General features: G+C 68.1%; 17 protein-coding genes. 5 read left to right on the top strand and 12 right to left on the bottom strand.

Translation table 11 applies throughout. The features are described from left to right. Positions 1–3 precede the first annotated feature (3 nt). Both A3A5_RS0122230 and A3A5_RS0122225 read right to left on the bottom strand, forming a co-directional pair. The gene (locus A3A5_RS0122230) at positions 4–972 is read right to left on the bottom strand and encodes a tripartite tricarboxylate transporter substrate binding protein BugE (RefSeq protein WP_013955671.1); all 969 of its coding nucleotides are present in this window, start codon (positions 970–972) and stop codon (positions 4–6) included. Positions 973–1,075: 103 nt separating this feature from the next. Further along, positions 1,076–1,660, bottom strand: coding sequence for a chalcone isomerase family protein (locus A3A5_RS0122225; RefSeq protein ID WP_018312716.1), 585 nt, complete (start codon positions 1,658–1,660; stop codon positions 1,076–1,078). 265 nt (positions 1,661–1,925) lie between these two features. Between A3A5_RS0122225 and A3A5_RS0122220 the strand changes: the two genes are divergently transcribed. Next, complete coding sequence (locus A3A5_RS0122220; protein WP_018312715.1) at positions 1,926–2,819, top strand: AEC family transporter; 894 nt, start codon at positions 1,926–1,928, stop codon at positions 2,817–2,819. On the opposite strand, the gene queG is transcribed toward A3A5_RS0122220, so the two are convergent. Further along, a complete protein-coding gene (queG, locus tag A3A5_RS0122215; RefSeq protein ID WP_018312714.1) occupies positions 2,812–4,023 on the bottom strand; it encodes a tRNA epoxyqueuosine(34) reductase QueG in 1,212 nt (403 codons plus the stop codon). The genes A3A5_RS0122220 and queG overlap by 8 nt on opposite strands. A gap of 16 nt (positions 4,024–4,039) precedes the next feature. Here queG and tsaE point away from each other — a divergent pair, with 16 nt between their 5' ends. Then, positions 4,040–4,552 (top strand): tRNA (adenosine(37)-N6)-threonylcarbamoyltransferase complex ATPase subunit type 1 TsaE, encoded by a 513-nt coding sequence (gene tsaE, locus A3A5_RS0122210; RefSeq protein WP_018312713.1) that lies wholly within the window; start codon positions 4,040–4,042, stop codon positions 4,550–4,552. Beyond that, positions 4,546–6,045 (top strand): N-acetylmuramoyl-L-alanine amidase, encoded by a 1,500-nt coding sequence (locus A3A5_RS0122205; RefSeq protein WP_018312712.1) that lies wholly within the window; start codon positions 4,546–4,548, stop codon positions 6,043–6,045. Before tsaE ends, A3A5_RS0122205 begins: the two co-directional genes overlap by 7 nt. A 57-nt stretch (positions 6,046–6,102) precedes the next feature. On the opposite strand, the gene A3A5_RS0122200 is transcribed toward A3A5_RS0122205, so the two are convergent. Further along, positions 6,103–7,128: a bile acid:sodium symporter family protein gene (locus tag A3A5_RS0122200; protein ID WP_018312711.1), complete on the bottom strand. Its 1,026-nt coding sequence runs from the start codon at positions 7,126–7,128 to the stop codon at positions 6,103–6,105. 103 nt (positions 7,129–7,231) lie between these two features. Between A3A5_RS0122200 and A3A5_RS0122195 the strand changes: the two genes are divergently transcribed. Further along, the gene (locus tag A3A5_RS0122195) at positions 7,232–8,149 is read left to right on the top strand and encodes a LysR family transcriptional regulator (protein ID WP_018312710.1); all 918 of its coding nucleotides are present in this window, start codon (positions 7,232–7,234) and stop codon (positions 8,147–8,149) included. 15 nt (positions 8,150–8,164) lie between these two features. Here A3A5_RS0122195 and A3A5_RS0122190 read toward each other — a convergent pair whose 3' ends face one another. Beyond that, a complete protein-coding gene (locus A3A5_RS0122190) occupies positions 8,165–8,944 on the bottom strand; it encodes a class I SAM-dependent methyltransferase (protein WP_018312709.1) in 780 nt (259 codons plus the stop codon). A gap of 155 nt (positions 8,945–9,099) precedes the next feature. Between A3A5_RS0122190 and A3A5_RS0122185 the strand changes: the two genes are divergently transcribed. Continuing rightward, positions 9,100–9,912, top strand: a complete 813-nt coding sequence (locus tag A3A5_RS0122185) for a helix-turn-helix domain-containing protein (RefSeq protein WP_026201007.1) — start codon at positions 9,100–9,102, stop codon at positions 9,910–9,912. An 18-nt stretch (positions 9,913–9,930) separates the two neighbouring features. Here the strand turns inward: A3A5_RS0122185 and A3A5_RS0122180 are convergent, their stop codons facing one another. The 7 genes from A3A5_RS0122180 to A3A5_RS0122145 all read right to left on the bottom strand — a co-directional run bounded on the left by A3A5_RS0122180 (position 9,931) and on the right by A3A5_RS0122145 (position 15,394). Next, positions 9,931–10,689: a 3-hydroxyacyl-CoA dehydrogenase gene (locus tag A3A5_RS0122180; protein WP_018312707.1), complete on the bottom strand. Its 759-nt coding sequence runs from the start codon at positions 10,687–10,689 to the stop codon at positions 9,931–9,933. A gap of 324 nt (positions 10,690–11,013) precedes the next feature. Further along, a complete protein-coding gene (gene adk, locus A3A5_RS0122175) occupies positions 11,014–11,679 on the bottom strand; it encodes an adenylate kinase (RefSeq protein WP_018312706.1) in 666 nt (221 codons plus the stop codon). A 380-nt stretch (positions 11,680–12,059) separates the two neighbouring features. Then, the gene (gene kdsB / locus A3A5_RS0122165; RefSeq protein ID WP_018312704.1) at positions 12,060–12,869 is read right to left on the bottom strand and encodes a 3-deoxy-manno-octulosonate cytidylyltransferase; all 810 of its coding nucleotides are present in this window, start codon (positions 12,867–12,869) and stop codon (positions 12,060–12,062) included. A 9-nt stretch (positions 12,870–12,878) separates the two neighbouring features. Further along, complete coding sequence (locus A3A5_RS0122160) at positions 12,879–13,085, bottom strand: Trm112 family protein (protein ID WP_013955684.1); 207 nt, start codon at positions 13,083–13,085, stop codon at positions 12,879–12,881. Next, positions 13,066–14,169, bottom strand: coding sequence for a tetraacyldisaccharide 4'-kinase (gene lpxK / locus A3A5_RS0122155; protein ID WP_018312703.1), 1,104 nt, complete (start codon positions 14,167–14,169; stop codon positions 13,066–13,068). Before lpxK ends, A3A5_RS0122160 begins: the two co-directional genes overlap by 20 nt. Positions 14,170–14,319: 150 nt before the next feature. Further along, the gene (locus A3A5_RS0122150) at positions 14,320–14,751 is read right to left on the bottom strand and encodes a biopolymer transporter ExbD (protein ID WP_018312702.1); all 432 of its coding nucleotides are present in this window, start codon (positions 14,749–14,751) and stop codon (positions 14,320–14,322) included. Positions 14,752–14,773: 22 nt separating this feature from the next. Then, positions 14,774–15,394: a MotA/TolQ/ExbB proton channel family protein gene (locus A3A5_RS0122145; RefSeq protein ID WP_026201006.1), complete on the bottom strand. Its 621-nt coding sequence runs from the start codon at positions 15,392–15,394 to the stop codon at positions 14,774–14,776. Positions 15,395–15,743: the final 349 nt, after the last annotated feature.

Here is a 15,743-nt window from a genome sequence, read left to right as displayed (position 1 = left end):
GGATCATTGCTCCAGCTTGATGTTCTGCACCTTCACAAGATTCTTCATCTTGTCGAATTCTTTCTTGATCTCGGCCGCATGCTGCGCCGGCGTGTTGCCCGACGGCTCGGCGCCGGCGGTGCGCAGGCGCTGCTGGAAGTCCTTGTCCTGCAGGGCCTTGACGGCGGCTTCGTTGAGCTTCTTGATGACGTCGTCAGGCGTGCCGGCCGGTGCCACCAGGCCGTACCAGGCCGGGTCGTTCGGCTCTTTCAGGCCCATTTCGCCGAAGGTCGGCACGTTGGGCATGGATTCCAGGCGCTTGTTCCAGGCCACCACGATCGGGCGCAGCTTGCCGGCCTTGATGTAGGGGATCGAAGAGGGCAGGTTGTCCACCATGATCGGCACCTGGCCGGCCAGCACGTCGTTCAGCGCCGGGCCCGCGCCGCGGTAGGGGATGTGGACCATGAAGGTCTTGGTCGATACCTTGAACTGCTCGCCCAGCATGTGGCCGAAGCCGCAGGTGCCCGACGAGGCGTACGAATACTTGCCCGGGTTGGCCTTGAGCACGGCCAGGAACTCCTTGTAGTCCTTGGCCGGGAAGTTCGGGTTTACGGCGATCACGTTGGCCACGTTGGCCAGGTTGGTGATGGGCTTGAAGTCCTTGATCGGGTCGTACGACAGCTTGGGGTTGCAGGCCGGGTTCACGGCCATGGTCGAGACCGTGGAGATGCCGATGGTGTAGCCGTCCGGCGCGGCCTTGGCGATCGCGTCAGCACCGATCGAACCGCCCCCGCCGGCGCGGTTCTCCACCACCACGGGCTGGCCCAGGATGCGGCTCATCTGGTCCGCGGCGCCGCGGCCGACGATGTCGGTGGTGCCGCCGGGTGCGAACGGAATGATCAGTCGGATCGGCTTGGTGGGGTAGCTCTGGGCCTGCGCCGCGGTGGCGGCGGCGGCCAGGGCCAGGGTCAGTGCGAGTTTGCCAGCTTGCATGAGATCATGTCTCCCGTCAGGAAATCCGGGCAGGGTGCCGCCCGGAAGCAAAAAAACCGTCGCAGTGCCACAGGTGGGGCCGTGCGCCGGCAGCGTAATTGCGTCAGCCGCCCAGCAGCCCGCGCTTGACCTCGGCGTCGACCGGGCGCTCGCCCAGGAAGACCCGCAGCACGGCCTGGTAGAAGTCTTCGCCGGGGATCGGCCGGCCGCGAGGCGTGCCGTTGATGGCGACGACGGTCCCAGTCTGTGGGGAAAAATCCAGGTTGATCACGTCGCCCTTGTGCGCGGTGCCGACCTCGCCCAGAGTGCGCTCGAACTGTACCAGCCGCGTGGCCAGCTCCTGCATCTGCTGCTCGCTGTGGTTGTTGCGGATGCCCTGGCGGATGGCGCGCACGAAGGCCGGCGGTTCGGTCTCGCGCAGCATGCGCAACTGTAGCCGCTTGGCGCCGGGCGTGCCCAGCACCAGGGCCGCGTTGCGGGCTTTCTCCTGCAGGTACAGGGCGGCCACGTAGCCCTTGGCCAGGAAGCCCGCGCGCAGGGCGGTGCCGTTGAGCTGCAGTTCCTTGCCGCCCACGCGTGCCGCATCGTCAAAACGTATCCCTTCGATCTCCACCGAGCGCGCCGGCACGGGTACGGCGCCCGCGGCCGTGGCGGCGCACAGCGCCACCAGCACGGCGGCCAGGCGCATGCAGCGGCCCGGGTGCAGACCAGGGCGGAAGGGGGCGCGGAGGTGGGTGTCCGGGCGCGGCGGCGCGGACCGGGTGCGGGACAACATGGCGGCAGGCATACAACTTGGCATGCCATGCTGGCCTAAATCTGGAAAAATACCTATCCGTATCTGCCCTAGTCTGCACATTCCGGTTTTTTTGCCGTTATCTGTCCCCCACCGCCGCAGCGTGCGACGGCCGGCAGGGCAACTGCACGTCATGCCACCGCCACCAAAACAACGATAAATGTCTCCTGCTCTCCTGCTGGTCCCGGACTTCAGCCTGATCCTCATCGGCTGGCTGCTGGTGCGCTATTCCCCGTTCGACCGCGCCTTCTGGAGCGGCGTGGAACGCCTGGTCTACTTCGTGCTGTTCCCGGCGCTGCTGCTGCAGTCGACCAATACCGCGGTGCTGGATTTCTCGTCGACCTCGGCCATGCTGGGGTTGGCGCTGCTGGTGATGGCCACAGGCATGGTCGGCGGCTACGCCGTCAAATGGGTGTTGCGGCCGGACGCGCTGAGCTTTGCCTCGGGCCTGCAGACCGCGTTCCGCTTCAATTCCTATATCGGGCTGGCGCTGGCCTCGCGCCTTGGCGGCTCCGAGGGGCTGGCCCTGATGGCGGTGATCGTCGGCTGCACGGTGCCGCTGTGCAACGTGGCGGCGGTGTGGGCGCTGGCGCGGCACGGCCAGACCGCGCTGTGGAAGGAGCTGGCGCGCAATCCGCTGATCCTGGCCACCGCCGGCGGCCTGCTGACCAACCTGCTGGGGCTGCATGCGCCCGAAGTTCTTGGGATGACGCTGAACCGGCTGGGCTCGGCCTCGACCGCGCTCGGGCTGATGACGGTGGGTGCCGGGCTGCAGATGAGCGGCGCCACCGGTACCGCCGGCCCGGTGGCCTGGTGGACCGGCGTCAAGCTGCTGGCGATGCCGTGCGTGGCCTGGCTGGTGGGACGGCACCTGCCGCTGACCGCGCTGCAGTACCAGATCGTGGTGCTGTATGCCTCGCTGCCCACGGCCTCCAGTGCCTATATCCTGGCGGTGCGCATGGGCGGCAACGGGCCGATGGTGGCGGCGACGATTTCGCTGATGACGGTGGCGGCGATCGTGACCACGCCGCTGTGGCTGGCGCTGGTCAGCTAGCGTCCGGCGGCGGGCCACCCTGGGCCAGGGCCCAGTCGATATGCTCGCGCACCAGCGGCGTGGCGGCCTCGCGCCGCTGCTGCAGCGCTGCGCGGATGCGCGCGGCCAGGGCCGCGTCTTCGGCGCGCGTGCCCGACAGCGCCGCGCGCAGGCTGTTGCCCAGCCCCACCGCCAGGTTGCGCAGCCAGCGCTCATGGCCGATGCGGCGGATCGGGCTGCCTTCGAGCCGCTGGTTGAATTCCGCTTCGGTCCACTGGAACAGCGCCACCATGTCGGGCGCGTCAAGCCCGTTGCGCACGTCGAAGTCCGGCACCATGGCCACATGCGCGAACTTGTTCCACGGGCAGGCCAGCTGGCAGTCGTCGCAGCCGTAGACGCGGTTGCCCATGGGCGCGCGGAATTCCACCGGGATCGGGCCCTTGTGCTCGATGGTCAGGTAGGAGATGCAGCGGCGCGCATCCAGCCGGTACGGCGCCACGATGGCACGCGTGGGGCAGATGTCCAGGCAGCGGTGGCAGTTGCCGCAGTGGCCGGACTCGGGCGGGTCCGCCGGCAGCGGGAGGTCGACCAGGATCTCGCCCAGGAAGAACATCGAGCCGCCGTCGCGGTCCAGCAGCAGCGTATGCTTGCCGCGCCAGCCGAGTCCGCCCTGGCTGGCCAGCGCCACTTCCATGACGGGTGCGGAATCGGTAAAGACGCGGTAGCCGAATTTTCCGATTTCGGCCTCGATCCGGCTGGCCAGTTGCTGCAGACGGCTGCGCAGCACCTTGTGATAATCGCGGCCGCGCGCATACAGCGACACCACTGCGGTGGCCGGATCGTCCAGCCGCGCCAGTTCGTGGCGGCGCCAGTCGGTGGCGCCGGCCTGGGCGCCGGCAGCCGCAATGTACGGCATCCGCGCCACGACCGCGCGCACGGTGCCGGGCACCAGTTCGGCCGGGCGGGCGCGCCGCAGGCCGTGGTTCGCCATATAATCCATGTCGCCGTGGTAGCCCTGCGCCAGCCACGCCATCAGCCCCGGCTCGGCATGACTGAGGTCGACATCGGCAATGCGCACGGAGGCAAAGCCGAGTTCCGCGCCCCATGCGCGGATCGACGCGGCCAGTGCCGCAAGTTCCCCGGGGCCCGCGGCCAGGTGGCTGGCGGTGCCGGGAACGGGGTTAGGTGGCGCATCTGCCTGCCCTGGGGCGACTCGGTCGATCATCCCTGAATTGTACGCAATGCCCTTGCTTGAAGAACGCACCCTGACGCTGCCTGATGAAGCCGCCACCGCGCGCCTGGGCGCCGCGCTGGCCGCCGCCGTGCAGGCCATGCCGCCGCGTACGGTGCATGTGCAGATGTCCGGCGACCTGGGTGCCGGCAAGACCACGCTGTCGCGCGCGATCCTGCGCGCGCTGGGCCATGCGGGCAAGGTCCGCAGCCCCACCTATACGCTGTGCGAGCCCTACGAGGTGGCCCGCGCCGACGGCTCGCCGCTGGCCGTCTACCACTTCGACCTGTACCGCTTTGCCGATCCCGAAGAGTGGATCGACGCGGGTTTTCGCGACTGCTTCGCCGAACCGGCCTTCAACCTGGTCGAATGGCCGGAAAAGGCCGGCCGCATGCTCGGGGAACCGGATCTCCATGTGTTGCTCCAATCGGACATGGCCGGGGCAGATGACGCCGGCGAGCGGCGGATCGCGACCATGCGCGCCTATACTCACACTGGACTTACCCTGCTGAACGCATGCTGATCAAGCGACTTGCCACCGACCGCCCCGATGGACCCGACGGCCTGCTGCAGGCGCGCCGCAAATGGATGGCGCAGGCACTGAAGCTGGGCGCGGGCACGGCTGTGCTGACACTGGCCGGCCCGCAGATCGCATTTGGCGCCGGCATCGTCGCGGTGCGCGTGTGGCCGGCCGAGGACTACACCCGCGTCACCATCGAATCCGATTCCCCGCTGGCCGCCGTGCACCAGATGATCCGCGACCCCGACCGGCTGGTGGTGGACATCGACGGCCTGGACCTGTCGCCCACGCTGCGCGAACTGGTGGCCAAGATCACCCCGAACGACCCGTATATCCAGACCGTGCGCGTCGGCCAGAACCGCCCGCGCGTGGTCCGCATGGTGTTCGACCTGAAGGAAAACGTGGCGCCGCAGGTGTTCACGCTGGCGCCCATTGGCAGCTACCGCAACCGCCTGGTGTTCGACCTGTACCCGGTCAATCCGCCCGATCCGCTATGGAAGCTGGTGCGCGACACCGAGGAAAAGCAGCGCCGCTTCGCCACCTCGGACCCGGCGCCGGGCAACGACGGCATCGCCGGCGCGCCGGCTGGTGCTGAGGAAGACGCGATCGGCGCGCTGGTGCGCCGCTTTGACGAGAAGGGCGAGGTGCCGCCCACCACCGCGCCGCCGCCGCCGGTGGCCTCGGCCCGGCCCCGGCCGTCCGCACCGCCGGTGCCGACCCCCAATGCCCCGGTGGTGCCGCCGGTCGCACGCGACAATCCCACCGCCGAACGGCCCTTCAAGATGCGCCGCTTGCTGACCGTGGCGATTGATCCCGGCCACGGCGGCGAAGACCCGGGCGCGACCGGCGCCGCGGGTTCGCGCGAGAAAGATGTGGTGCTGCAGATCGCGCACCGCCTGCGCGCCAAGATCGATGCCCAACCTAATATGCGCGCAATGATGACGCGCGACGCCGACTTCTTCGTGCCGCTGAACGTGCGCGTGCAGAAAGCGCGCCGGGTGCAGGCCGACCTGTTCGTATCGATTCACGCCGATGCCTTCCTGTCGCCCGAGGCGCGCGGGGCGTCGGTGTTCGCGCTGTCCGAGCGCGGCGCGTCCAGTACCGCGGCGCGCTGGCTGGCCAACAAGGAAAACGCCGCAGACCTGATCGGCGGCGCCAATATGGGCAACAAGGATGCGCAGGTGGCGCGCGTGCTGCTGGACCTGTCCACCACCGCGCAGATCAACGACAGCCTGCAGGTCGGCAAGGCCGTGCTGGGCGAGATCGGCGGCATCAACAAGCTGCACAAGGGCAGCGTGGAGCAGGCCGGGTTTGCGGTGCTGAAGGCCCCGGATATTCCTTCGATCCTGATCGAGACGGCCTTCATCAGCAATCCGGAAGAAGAGCGCAAGCTCAACGACAACGCGCACCAGGAGCAGCTGGCCAATGCGATCCTGAAGGGGATCCGGTCGTACTTCGCGCGCAATCCGCCGCTGTCGAAGAATCCGTCAGTGTGAATCTGGCGGGTACAAAAAAACCGGGGCATGCCCCGGTTTTTTTCATGGCTGCGTGCCTCAGGCCCGCGCCGCGGCCTGGTCTTCCAGCAAGGCATCGCGGTTGGCATAGCGCGATGCAATCACCGAGCAAACGATCAGCTGCAGCTGGTGATAGACCATCAGTGGCAGCACCAGCAGGCCCAGTGCCGGATGGCCGGCAAACAGGATCTTGGCCATCGGGATGCCATTGGCCAGGCTCTTTTTCGAGCCGCAGAACACGGCGGTGATCTCGTCCTCGACAGAAAAGCCAAGGCGGCGTGCGGTCAGCGTGGTAAAGCCCAGCACCACGAACAGCAGCACCGCGGCGATCAGCATCACTGCGCCGATGGTCTGCCACTGGTACTGGTGCCACAGGCCCCGGGCAGTGGCGTCGCAGAATGAGGAATAGACGATCAGCACGATCACGCCACGGTCGACCTTGTTGGTGATGTGCTTCTTCTTTGCCAGCCAGTTGCCGATCAGGGGACGCAGCAGCTGCCCCAGCGCGAACGGCAGCAGCAGTTGCAGCGCCACGCCGGTGAGCGCCTTGCCCAGCGGCATCGAGGCGCCGCTGGCGCTGATCACCAGCCCCATGAGCAGCGGCGTGACCAGCATGCCGATCAGGCCCGAGATGGTGGCGTTGAAGATCGCACCGGACACATTGCCGCGCGCCATCGAGGTCATGGCCACCGACGACGATACCGTCGACGGCAGCGCGCACAGGAAGAACACGCCCAGCAGCAGGTCCGGCGGCAGCGTATTGCGCAGCGACAGCATCAGCAGCGCGCCCACCAGCGGGAACACCACGTAGGTGAAGGTCTGCACGAAGACATGCAGGCGCCAGTGCTTGGCGCCCGACACCAGCTTGTCGCGCGAGAGCGCCGCGCCGTGCAGGAAGAACACCAGCGCCACGCCCAGGCTGGTCACCACGCCCAGGTGCAGCGGGCCGTCGCCGGTGCCGATTCCAGGGGCGGCCAGCGCAATGGCGATGGCCGTCAACATGACGAGAACGAAGCCGTCGATCAGGTCATAAAGTTTCTTGAGCTTGCGGACAATACGAGACATGACTGCGGGTGGATCCTGCGATGTTAGGGTTTTGCCTAGTATTGGACGCCAGCCAAGTCTAGAATGCAAATTCATTTATAGAATCTATTTATCCGGTCGTTGCATGAATTACACAGTGCGCCAGTTGCGCGTGTTCCTGGCCGTGGCCAATACCGGCGGCTTCAGCCGGGCCGCCGATGTGGTCGGCCTGTCCCAGCCTGCGGTCAGCCGCGGCGTGGCTGAGCTGGAAGAGGCACTTGGCGTGCGCCTGCTGGACCGCACCACGCGCGAGGTGGTGCTGACTGAGGCCGGCCACGCGCTGGCGCCAGCGCTGGAGCGGCTGCTCGGGCAGCTCGACGACACGCTGGAAGAGACGCGCCAGCTCGGCGAACGCTATCGCGGTCGCGTAGTGATAGCCGGTGCGCCGACGATCTCGGCCCGGCTGATGCCGCTGTACGTGGCCGCCTGCGCCGCCCAATACCCTGAGATCCGCCTGGCGGTGCGTGACAACGTGCAGGCCGACGGCCTGGAGCAGGTGCGTGCCGGCGCCGTGGACTTTGGCGTGCTGATCGATCCGCTGGTGCGCGACGGGCTGGTGGTGGAGCCGGTGGCGACCGACCCGTTCTGCTTTGTCTGCCGGCGCGACCATCCGCTGGCGCAGTCGGCATCGGTGCCGTGGTCGGCGCTGCATGGAATGCAGCTGGTGCTGCTGGATTTTGCCTCCGGCAGCCGGCCGCTGATCGACCGCGTGTTCGGCCGGCATGGCGTGGTGCCCCTGGTGGTGCAGGAGCTGGGCCACTCGGCCAGCGTGTTCGGCATGGTCGAGGCCGGCATCGGCGCCTCGGTGCTGCCGTCGTTCTCGCTGCCGCTGCCGGCGGCGTCGCCGCTGGTGTGGCGCCCGCTGGTGCCGCGCGAGGAGCGCAGCATCGTCATGGTCCGGCGCGAGGACCGTTCACTGTCGCCGGCCGCGGCGGCGGTGTGGGACCTGGTGCGCCGCTTGACCGTGCGCGCCGAGGCGCCCGCGATGAGCGCCGCGGCCTGATCGGGCCACCCTGCATCAACGCGCGGTGACCATCACCGCTTCCAGTTCAAAGCTGCCGTCGGCCTGCACGCGATAGTGCTCGCGCACTTCGGCGGGCGCCACCTGCCACAAGTGGTGGATGGCCGCCACCGCCACCGGCGCCGTGCGCATGCGCTTGACCCAGCTGTCGAACTCGATGCCGATGCGCCAGATCTCCGACACCGCAATGACATCGGCGTCAAAGCCCGCCGCCTCGAACATTGCACGCCAGCCCGCGGGTGTGTAGTCGCGCACGTGGGAGGGGTCACGCAGCAGTTCCACCGCTTGCAGCCAGGTATCGCGCAGCGGGTCCGGTGCGCCGGCAATATCGATCAGCACGACCTTGCCGCCCGGCCTGAGCACCCGGCGGATCTCGGCCAGCGCCGCCGGCACGTCGCGCCAGTGGTGCGCGCTCATGCGCGAGACCACCGCGCAGAAGCTGGCATCGTCGAACGGCAGTTGCTCGGCTGCGCCCTGGCGCGTGCGGATATTTGCCAGCCCGCGCTCGCGCGCCGCGGCCTCGACCACGGCCAGCATGTCCGCCGACAGGTCATAAGCCGTCACTTCGCCCGCGACCGCTGCCGCGGCAAAGCTGGCATGGCCGGCGCCGCAGCCCAGGTCCAGAACGCGGCTGCGCGGGCGGTTGGCTGCGGGGATCAGCGCGGCCAGTTCGTCTTTCAGTCGCTGCAGGTCTGCGCCGCTGGCGTGGACGGTGCTGGTGAGGTAGGCGCTGGCGGTGGCGCCGAACTGGGCGGCGACGAGTTCCTGCTGTTGCATGGTGCTGGGCTCCTTGGGCCACGCCCAGGTCGGCGGGCGGCCTTCTTGTTTGGGGGAGGGGACTTGCCCGCCGGGCGGGTTCGGCATACTGTAGGCGGGCAGTTCTCCCGGTACAAGTTACCGATTTATCCTGGTATAAGCGACACCAGCTTGTCATGCCCTTGTCTGCCAATCCGTCTGTTCCCCCGTCTGCATCGCCATCGTCGCGCGAATCCGTGCTGGGCGCTTTCCTGCGCGCGCACCGCGAACGGCTGGCGCCGGCCGATGTCGGGCTCGCACCGGGCCGGCGCCGCCGCACCCCCGGCCTGCGCCGCGAGGAAGTTGCGCAACTGGCGGGCTTGAGCGCGACCTGGGTGACGTGGCTGGAGCAGGGGCGGCCGGTATCGCTGTCGGCACGCGCGCTGGCCAGCCTGGCTGCGGCGCTGCGGCTGTCGCGCGCCGAGCGCGCCTACCTGTTCGAACTGGCGAGCCGCCGTGACCCGCAGCAGGCCCCGGACGAAACCGTGCCGCCGGTGGTGCTGGCCAGCGTGCATGCCATCGGGGGGCCGGCGTACCTGCTCGACCGGCAATGGACCGCGCTGGCCTGGAACGACGCCGCCGCGGACCTGTTTATCGGCTGGCTCGATGCCGCCAGCACCGAGCGCAACCTGCTGCGCGCGATGTTCCTGTCGCCGGGGCTGATGGCGCTGGTGGAAGACTGGCCGCACCGCGCGGCACGGCTGGTGGCGGAATTCCGCGCGCACAGCATCCGCCATGCGGACGAGGCGCCGACGCGTGCGTTGATTGAGGGACTGATGGCAGAGAGCGAGGCCTTCCGCAATGCCTGGCTGTCGCAGGACGTGGAAGACCGCGAGGGCGGCCGCCGCGGCTTTCGCCATCCGCAGCAGGGCGCGCTGCAGTTCGAGCAGCTGACGCTGGTGCCTGCGGCGGCGCCGGGGCTGATGCTGGTGATGCTGCTGCCCGGCTGAGCGGGCAGCGCCAGGGCCTTACTTGGGCTGCATCCGGATCGCGCCGTCCAGGCGGATCACCTCGCCGTTGAGCATGGTGTTCTCGATGATCGAGCGCGCCAGCTTGGCGTATTCAGCCGGACGCCCCATCCGCGGCGGGAACGGCACCATCTTGCCGAGCGCGTCCTGCACCTCCTGCGGCATGCCCAGCAGCATCGGCGTTTCGAAGATGCCCGGGGCGATGGTCATGCAGCGCACGCCGTCGCGCGACAGGTCGCGCGCGATTGCCAGTGTCATCGCCACCACGCCGCCCTTGGACGCGGCATAGGCGGCCTGCCCGATCTGGCCGTCATAGGCCGCCACCGACGCAGTATTGATGATCACGCCGCGCTCGCCTTCGCTGTCGGGGGTGTTTTGCACCATGGCCGCGGCGGCCAGGCGGATCATGTTGAAGGTGCCGACCAGGTTGATGCGGATGGTCTTGTCGAAGGCGTCGAGCGGATGCGGGCCGTTCTTGCCGACAGTCTTGTTGGCGGTGGCGATGCCGGCGCAATTGACGATGCCCGACAGCCGGCCCAGCGCCTGGGCGGCGGCCACCACGGCCTGGCCGTCAGCCTCGGAGGTGACGTCGCAGCGGACGAACTGGGCGCCCAGTTCAGTTGCCAGCGCCTGGCCGATGGACTCATTCAGGTCCGCGATCACGACCTTGGCGCCGGCTTCGGCCAGCATGCGGGCGGTGCCTGCACCCAGGCCCGAGGCGCCGCCGGTGACGATGAATACGTTGCCTTGGATTTGCATTTGGGCTGGTCTCCTTTGGGTTGGGGTTTTTTTGTTGCCGTTTACGTAAACGTCAATTGGTTGGCGGTATTTTACGGGCTGGTGGGGGATGTGCAAGGGGTGGGTTTGGTTTGTCGCTATGCGGGGGGTTTGTGGCTCTTGGCGGGCGTGGGCTGTTTCGCCGGCTACGCCGGCGAAACAGCCCACGCTAGCCAAGGCGACAAGCGACCGCAATGGCACCAAGCCAAAAAGCCCCTGCCAACAGCGACCCAATCCAATCGCACAAAACAAAAGCGGCCTAAAGGCCGCTTTCACAACACCAGGCAGAGCAGGACGGAAAAAAAATTACTTCAACGCCTCAAATACCCGCGCAGTAATCTCATCGACATTACCCACGCCCAGGATCTTCCGGTACTTCGGCGGCGCCACCTTGGCGGAAGCATCGCCCTTGGCGGCCCAGTCCGAGTAGTAATCAACCAGCGGACGCGTCTGCTGCGAATAGACATCAAGACGCTTCTTGACCGTCTCTTCCTTGTCATCGTCACGCTGGATCAGCGCCTCGCCGGTCTCGTCGTCCACGCCCTCGGTCTTGGGCGGGTTGTACTTGACGTGGTAGGTGCGCCCCGAGGCTACGTGCACGCGGCGGCCGCTCATGCGCTCGATGATGGCATCGAACGGCACGTCGATTTCCAGCACGTAGTCGATCGCCACGCCCGCTTCCTTCATCGCCTCGGCCTGCGGAATGGTGCGCGGGAAGCCGTCGAACAGGTAGCCGTTCTGGCAGTCGTCTTCCTTCAGGCGGTCCTTCACCAGGCCGATGATGATGTCGTCCGACACCAGTCCGCCCGCGTCCATGACCTTTTTGGCTTCCACGCCCAGCGGGGTGCCGGCCTTCACCGCGGCGCGCAGCATGTCGCCCGTGGAGATTTGCGGAATGCCAAACTTCTCGCAGATGAACTTGGCTTGCGTGCCTTTGCCGGCGCCAGGCGCGCCCAACAGGATCAAACGCATTTACGGGTCCTCAGTGTTTTTAATCTGGTGTGGCGGGAGATCAGAAGGAGGGTAACGCCGTAACTTGACGCAGGACTTACTGCCGTCCTGGTGCGGTCAGACTGCGTTCAGCGCGGGCACTGCTCATGCGCACCCATCGCATGCGGCCGGCGGCGGCTGCCAGGGGGATGGCGGCGCGGCCGGACGGGCTCTATCTTTATCTCCCCACCGAGCCTTGGCCGGCGGCACGCTTGCGCATGCCGGCCGGGCGGCTCTGTATCGGCAAGCATTATGCCATGAGGCGGCGCCAAATCGGCCCGAAATCCGCCCCCCGGTTCAGGTTGCAGCAGTATGAACCTGAGCGGGCAGGCGCCGGCGCGGGTCACTTTCCGGCGGTTTGATCAGGGCCCTTCCTGGGCCATCGACTGAGCCCACAGTGCGCGCACCCGTTCCAGGTCGGCCTGGGTGTCGACGCCGGGGGCCGGCGCGGCGCCGGTTTGCAGCACCGCAATGCGCTCGCCATGCCACATGGCGCGCAGTTGCTCCAGCGCCTCGGTCTGCTCCAGCGGCGCCGCCGCCAGCGTCGGGAAGCGGCGCAGGAAGCCCGCCCGATAAGCGTACAGACCGATATGGCGCAGCACCGGCATGCCGGGCAGCGGCACCTGTGCCAGCGCCGCGGGCACTGCCGGCACGCCCGACCAGGCATCGCGCGCCCACGGGATCGGCGCGCGCGAGAAATACAGTGCGCGGCCGGCGGCGTCGCACACCACCTTGACGACATTGGGGTTGAAGACTTCGGCAATGTCCTGCAGCGGATGCGCCGCGGTGGCAATGGCGCAGTCGGCGTGGTGCGCCAGGTGCAGCGCCACCTCGTCGATCAGCGACGGTTCGATCAGTGGCTCGTCGCCCTGCACATTGACCACGATGGCGTCGTCGGCCAGGCCCAGCTGGGCGGCCACTTCAGACAGGCGGTCGGTGCCGGAAGGGTGGTCGGCGCGGGTCAGCACGGCTTCGATGCCGTGCGCGGCGCAGGCCTGCGCCACCGCGGGCGCATCGGTGGCGACCACGGTGCGCTGCGCCGACGACGCATGCGCGCGTTCGGCCACGCGCACGATCATCGGGCGCCCGCCGATATCGGCCAGGGGCTTGTCAGGCAGGCGCGTCGAAGCGAGCCGCGCGGGAATGACGACGGTGAACGCGGGGACGGTCATGGCGCGCGCTCAGTTGCCCGCGGCAGGGGCGTCCGGATTGACCACGCGGCCCGGCACCGACTGGCGGGCCTCGTCGGCCAGCATCACGGGGATGCCGTCGCGGATCGGGTACGCCAGCTTGTCGGCGTGGCAGATCAGCTCCTGCGCGGCGCGGTCGTATTCCAGCTTGCCCTTGCACAGCGGGCAGACCAGGATTTCAAGCAGCCGGTTGTCCATCTCGGTGTTCCTCATTGCGCCCTGCGGCGCCGGGCGTGGTTGCCGGCGCGGTCGGCGCGGGTTGGATTTGCGCCAGCACGGCGCGGCGGATTTTTTCGATCAGGCCGGCATCGATCACGGGCCTGGTGGGGACGACCCAGATGCGCGGGTCGTCGAAGCGCTCGCATTTTACGGCATCCTTCTCGGTGATCAGGATCACGTCGGCGTCGAGCGCGTCGGGATGGTCGGCGAACGGGTCGGCGACAAAGTCATAGTGGTCCGGCAGCGGCAGTGTCTTCGGGGTCAGGCCCGCGCCGCGCAGGCTGGCGAAGAAGCGTTCGGGGTTGCCGATGCCGGCCGCGGCCAGCACGCGCCGGCCGGCAAAGGCGCTGACCGGCCGGGCCATGGCCGGATCGGCCAGCTGCCAGGCGTCGTCCAGCTCCAGCCGCATGCCGTACACGCCGGGGCGGTCGGGCGTGGCGCGGAAGGTGGGGTCGTTGATCAGCGTCGCGTCGCGCGGGCGCGAAAGCGGCTCGCGCAGCGGGCCGGCCGGCAGCAGCAGGCCGTTGCCGCCCATGCGCGAGTCGAACATCACGATCTCGAAGTCGCGCTGCAGCTTGTAGTGCTGCAGGCCGTCATCGAGCAGCAGCACATTGACGCCCGGGTGCGATACCAGCATGGTTTGCGCGCACAGCGCCCGGTCGGGGAAGACCCAGACCGGCACGTCGGTGGCGCGCGCGATCAGAAGCGGCTCGTCCCCGACGTCGGACGCCATCGATGTCGGCTTCACGCGGCGCGGGTGCTTGAGTTCCACACCGTAGCCGCGCGACACCACGCCGGGGCGCAGCCCCGCCTCGGTCAGCGCCTGGGCCAGCGCGATCACCGCCGGCGTCTTGCCGGTGCCGCCCACGGTCACGTTGCCGACCACCACCACCGGCATCGGCAGGCGCGTCGACTTGAACCAGCCACGCTGGTAGCCATGGCGGCGCACCCGCGCGATCAGCCCGAACAGCAGCGAGAACGGCAGCATCACCCACGCGAACCAGCCGCGGCGTTGCCACTGGGCGGTCACGAAGTCGGCAAGGGCATGTCGGGGAACGGGCATGGGCGCGGCGGGCGGTGGAGTCGGTGGTCGGGATGGGATTGTAGTGCGCCCGCGGCTTCGCCCCCTGGGGGCGCGGGCGGCTCAACCATTATGGGCATTGCACAGCGCATGCGGCAAGCCCGCCGGCCGCATGCGCCAGGGCGCCCGGGGTCAGCGCGGCTGCGCGCTCTGCGTGGCGAAGGTCAGGCGCGACAGTCCGGCCAGCCGCGCGGCCTCCATCACGTTGATCACGGCCTGGTGGCTGGCCTGCGCGTCGGCATTGACGATCACCACCGGCGGCTGTCCGCCGGCACTGGTGCCCGAGGCGGCGCGCAGCTGGTCGGCCAGGCTGGTGACGTCCTTTTGCTCCATCACCTTCTTGTTGACGGAGTAGACCCCGCGCGATGACACCGACACCACGATCTCCTGCGGCCGCTGCTGGGCGCGCTCGGCGTCGGCGGTGGGCAGCTGGATCTGCAGCTCGGTAAAGCGCGAGTAGGTGGTCGTGATCATGAGGAAGATCAGGATCACGAGCAGCACGTCGATCAGCGGGATCAGGTTGATCTCCGGCTCTTCGCGCCGCTGGCGGGAACGGAAGTGCATGGGGTTCGGGTCCGTTCGGCGATCAGGCGCGGCGCTGCGGCAGGATCGCGTCGAGGAACGACGTGGCGCGGAATTCCAGTTCAGCCACGTAGTCGTCCACGCGGCGGCGGAAGTAGCGCCAGAAGATCAGCGCCGGGATTGCCACGATCAGCCCGAAGGCGGTGTTGTACAGCGCCACCGAGATGCCGTGCGCCAGCTGTTCAGGGTTGGCGCCGGTGCCGCCCTGGTTGCCGAAGATCTCGATCATGCCGATCACCGTGCCCAGCAGGCCCATCAGCGGCGCCACCGAGGCAATCGTGCCGAGCGCGTTCAGGTAGCGCTCCAGCTCATGCGCAACCACGCGGCCGGCTTCCTCCACCACGTCCTTGGCGGCATCGCGCGAGGTGTGCGGCTGCAGCACCACGTGGCGCAGCCCGGCGGCCAGCACCCGGCCCAGCGGCGAGTTCTGCTCAAGCGTGTTGACCACTTCCGGCGTGGCGCGGCGTTGCTGCGCGGCCGCCAGCGCCTCTTCATAGAGCCTGGCGGGCAGGACCTTGCTGCGCTTGAGGGTAAGAAAACGTTCGACGATCAGCGCCAACGCGATGACCGAGGCGAGCAACAGCGGCCAGATCGGCCAGCCGGCCGCTTGAATGATGGAAAACAATTGGACCCCCGGGATCGACAACCGAATAACAAAACCCCAAACCACCTGGACGGCATGCCTTGATGCGCGTCTGGCCGCTGGCGGCGCGCGCTCCGGCATTGCTCTGAAAAATCAGGCGCCACTCTAACCTGCGCCCTGTCCCACGGCAAGACGGCACCCCACGCTGTCTCGGCCACGCATCGCCGGCACTGGTCCATTTCCACAGCAAAGCGGGACAGTGTTGTGGACCGATTGTGGAAAGCTGCCTGACAAGCGTGCTAACACATTGATTCGTAATGGCAAAAATATAGCTGATTAAATTTTGTGCAAAAGCCTGCCGCAGGACCTGCGGCGCATGATGCGCGCCGCC

It is taken from the genome of Cupriavidus sp. UYPR2.512 (genome assembly GCF_000379565.1).
In the GTDB taxonomy this organism is placed as follows: Bacteria; Pseudomonadota; Gammaproteobacteria; order Burkholderiales; family Burkholderiaceae; genus Cupriavidus.
The sequence above is the reverse complement of the archived record's forward strand: the minus strand, read 5'-3'. Positions and strand labels throughout refer to the sequence as shown.

Excerpts from the sequence above, each read along its gene's own strand:
- lpxK (WP_018312703.1), bottom strand. The coding sequence starts at position 14,169 with ATGCCCGTTCCCCGACATGCCCTTGCCGACTTCGTGACCGCCCAGTGG.
- A3A5_RS0122160 (WP_013955684.1), bottom strand. The coding sequence starts at position 13,085 with ATGGACAACCGGCTGCTTGAAATCCTGGTCTGCCCGCTGTGCAAGGGC.
- adk (WP_018312706.1), bottom strand. The coding sequence starts at position 11,679 with ATGCGTTTGATCCTGTTGGGCGCGCCTGGCGCCGGCAAAGGCACGCAA.
- tsaE (WP_018312713.1), top strand. The coding sequence starts at position 4,040 with ATGCCCTTGCTTGAAGAACGCACCCTGACGCTGCCTGATGAAGCCGCC.
- A3A5_RS0122200 (WP_018312711.1), bottom strand. The coding sequence starts at position 7,128 with ATGTCTCGTATTGTCCGCAAGCTCAAGAAACTTTATGACCTGATCGAC.
- A3A5_RS0122225 (WP_018312716.1), bottom strand. The coding sequence starts at position 1,660 with ATGCGCCTGGCCGCCGTGCTGGTGGCGCTGTGCGCCGCCACGGCCGCG.
- A3A5_RS0122205 (WP_018312712.1), top strand. The coding sequence starts at position 4,546 with ATGCTGATCAAGCGACTTGCCACCGACCGCCCCGATGGACCCGACGGC.
- A3A5_RS0122150 (WP_018312702.1), bottom strand. The coding sequence starts at position 14,751 with ATGCACTTCCGTTCCCGCCAGCGGCGCGAAGAGCCGGAGATCAACCTG.
- A3A5_RS0122195 (WP_018312710.1), top strand. The coding sequence starts at position 7,232 with ATGAATTACACAGTGCGCCAGTTGCGCGTGTTCCTGGCCGTGGCCAAT.
- A3A5_RS0122185 (WP_026201007.1), top strand. The coding sequence starts at position 9,100 with ATGCCCTTGTCTGCCAATCCGTCTGTTCCCCCGTCTGCATCGCCATCG.
- kdsB (WP_018312704.1), bottom strand. The coding sequence starts at position 12,869 with ATGACCGTCCCCGCGTTCACCGTCGTCATTCCCGCGCGGCTCGCTTCG.
- queG (WP_018312714.1), bottom strand. The coding sequence starts at position 4,023 with ATGATCGACCGAGTCGCCCCAGGGCAGGCAGATGCGCCACCTAACCCC.
- A3A5_RS0122180 (WP_018312707.1), bottom strand. The coding sequence starts at position 10,689 with ATGCAAATCCAAGGCAACGTATTCATCGTCACCGGCGGCGCCTCGGGC.
- A3A5_RS0122230 (WP_013955671.1), bottom strand. The coding sequence starts at position 972 with ATGCAAGCTGGCAAACTCGCACTGACCCTGGCCCTGGCCGCCGCCGCC.
- A3A5_RS0122220 (WP_018312715.1), top strand. The coding sequence starts at position 1,926 with ATGTCTCCTGCTCTCCTGCTGGTCCCGGACTTCAGCCTGATCCTCATC.
- A3A5_RS0122190 (WP_018312709.1), bottom strand. The coding sequence starts at position 8,944 with ATGCAACAGCAGGAACTCGTCGCCGCCCAGTTCGGCGCCACCGCCAGC.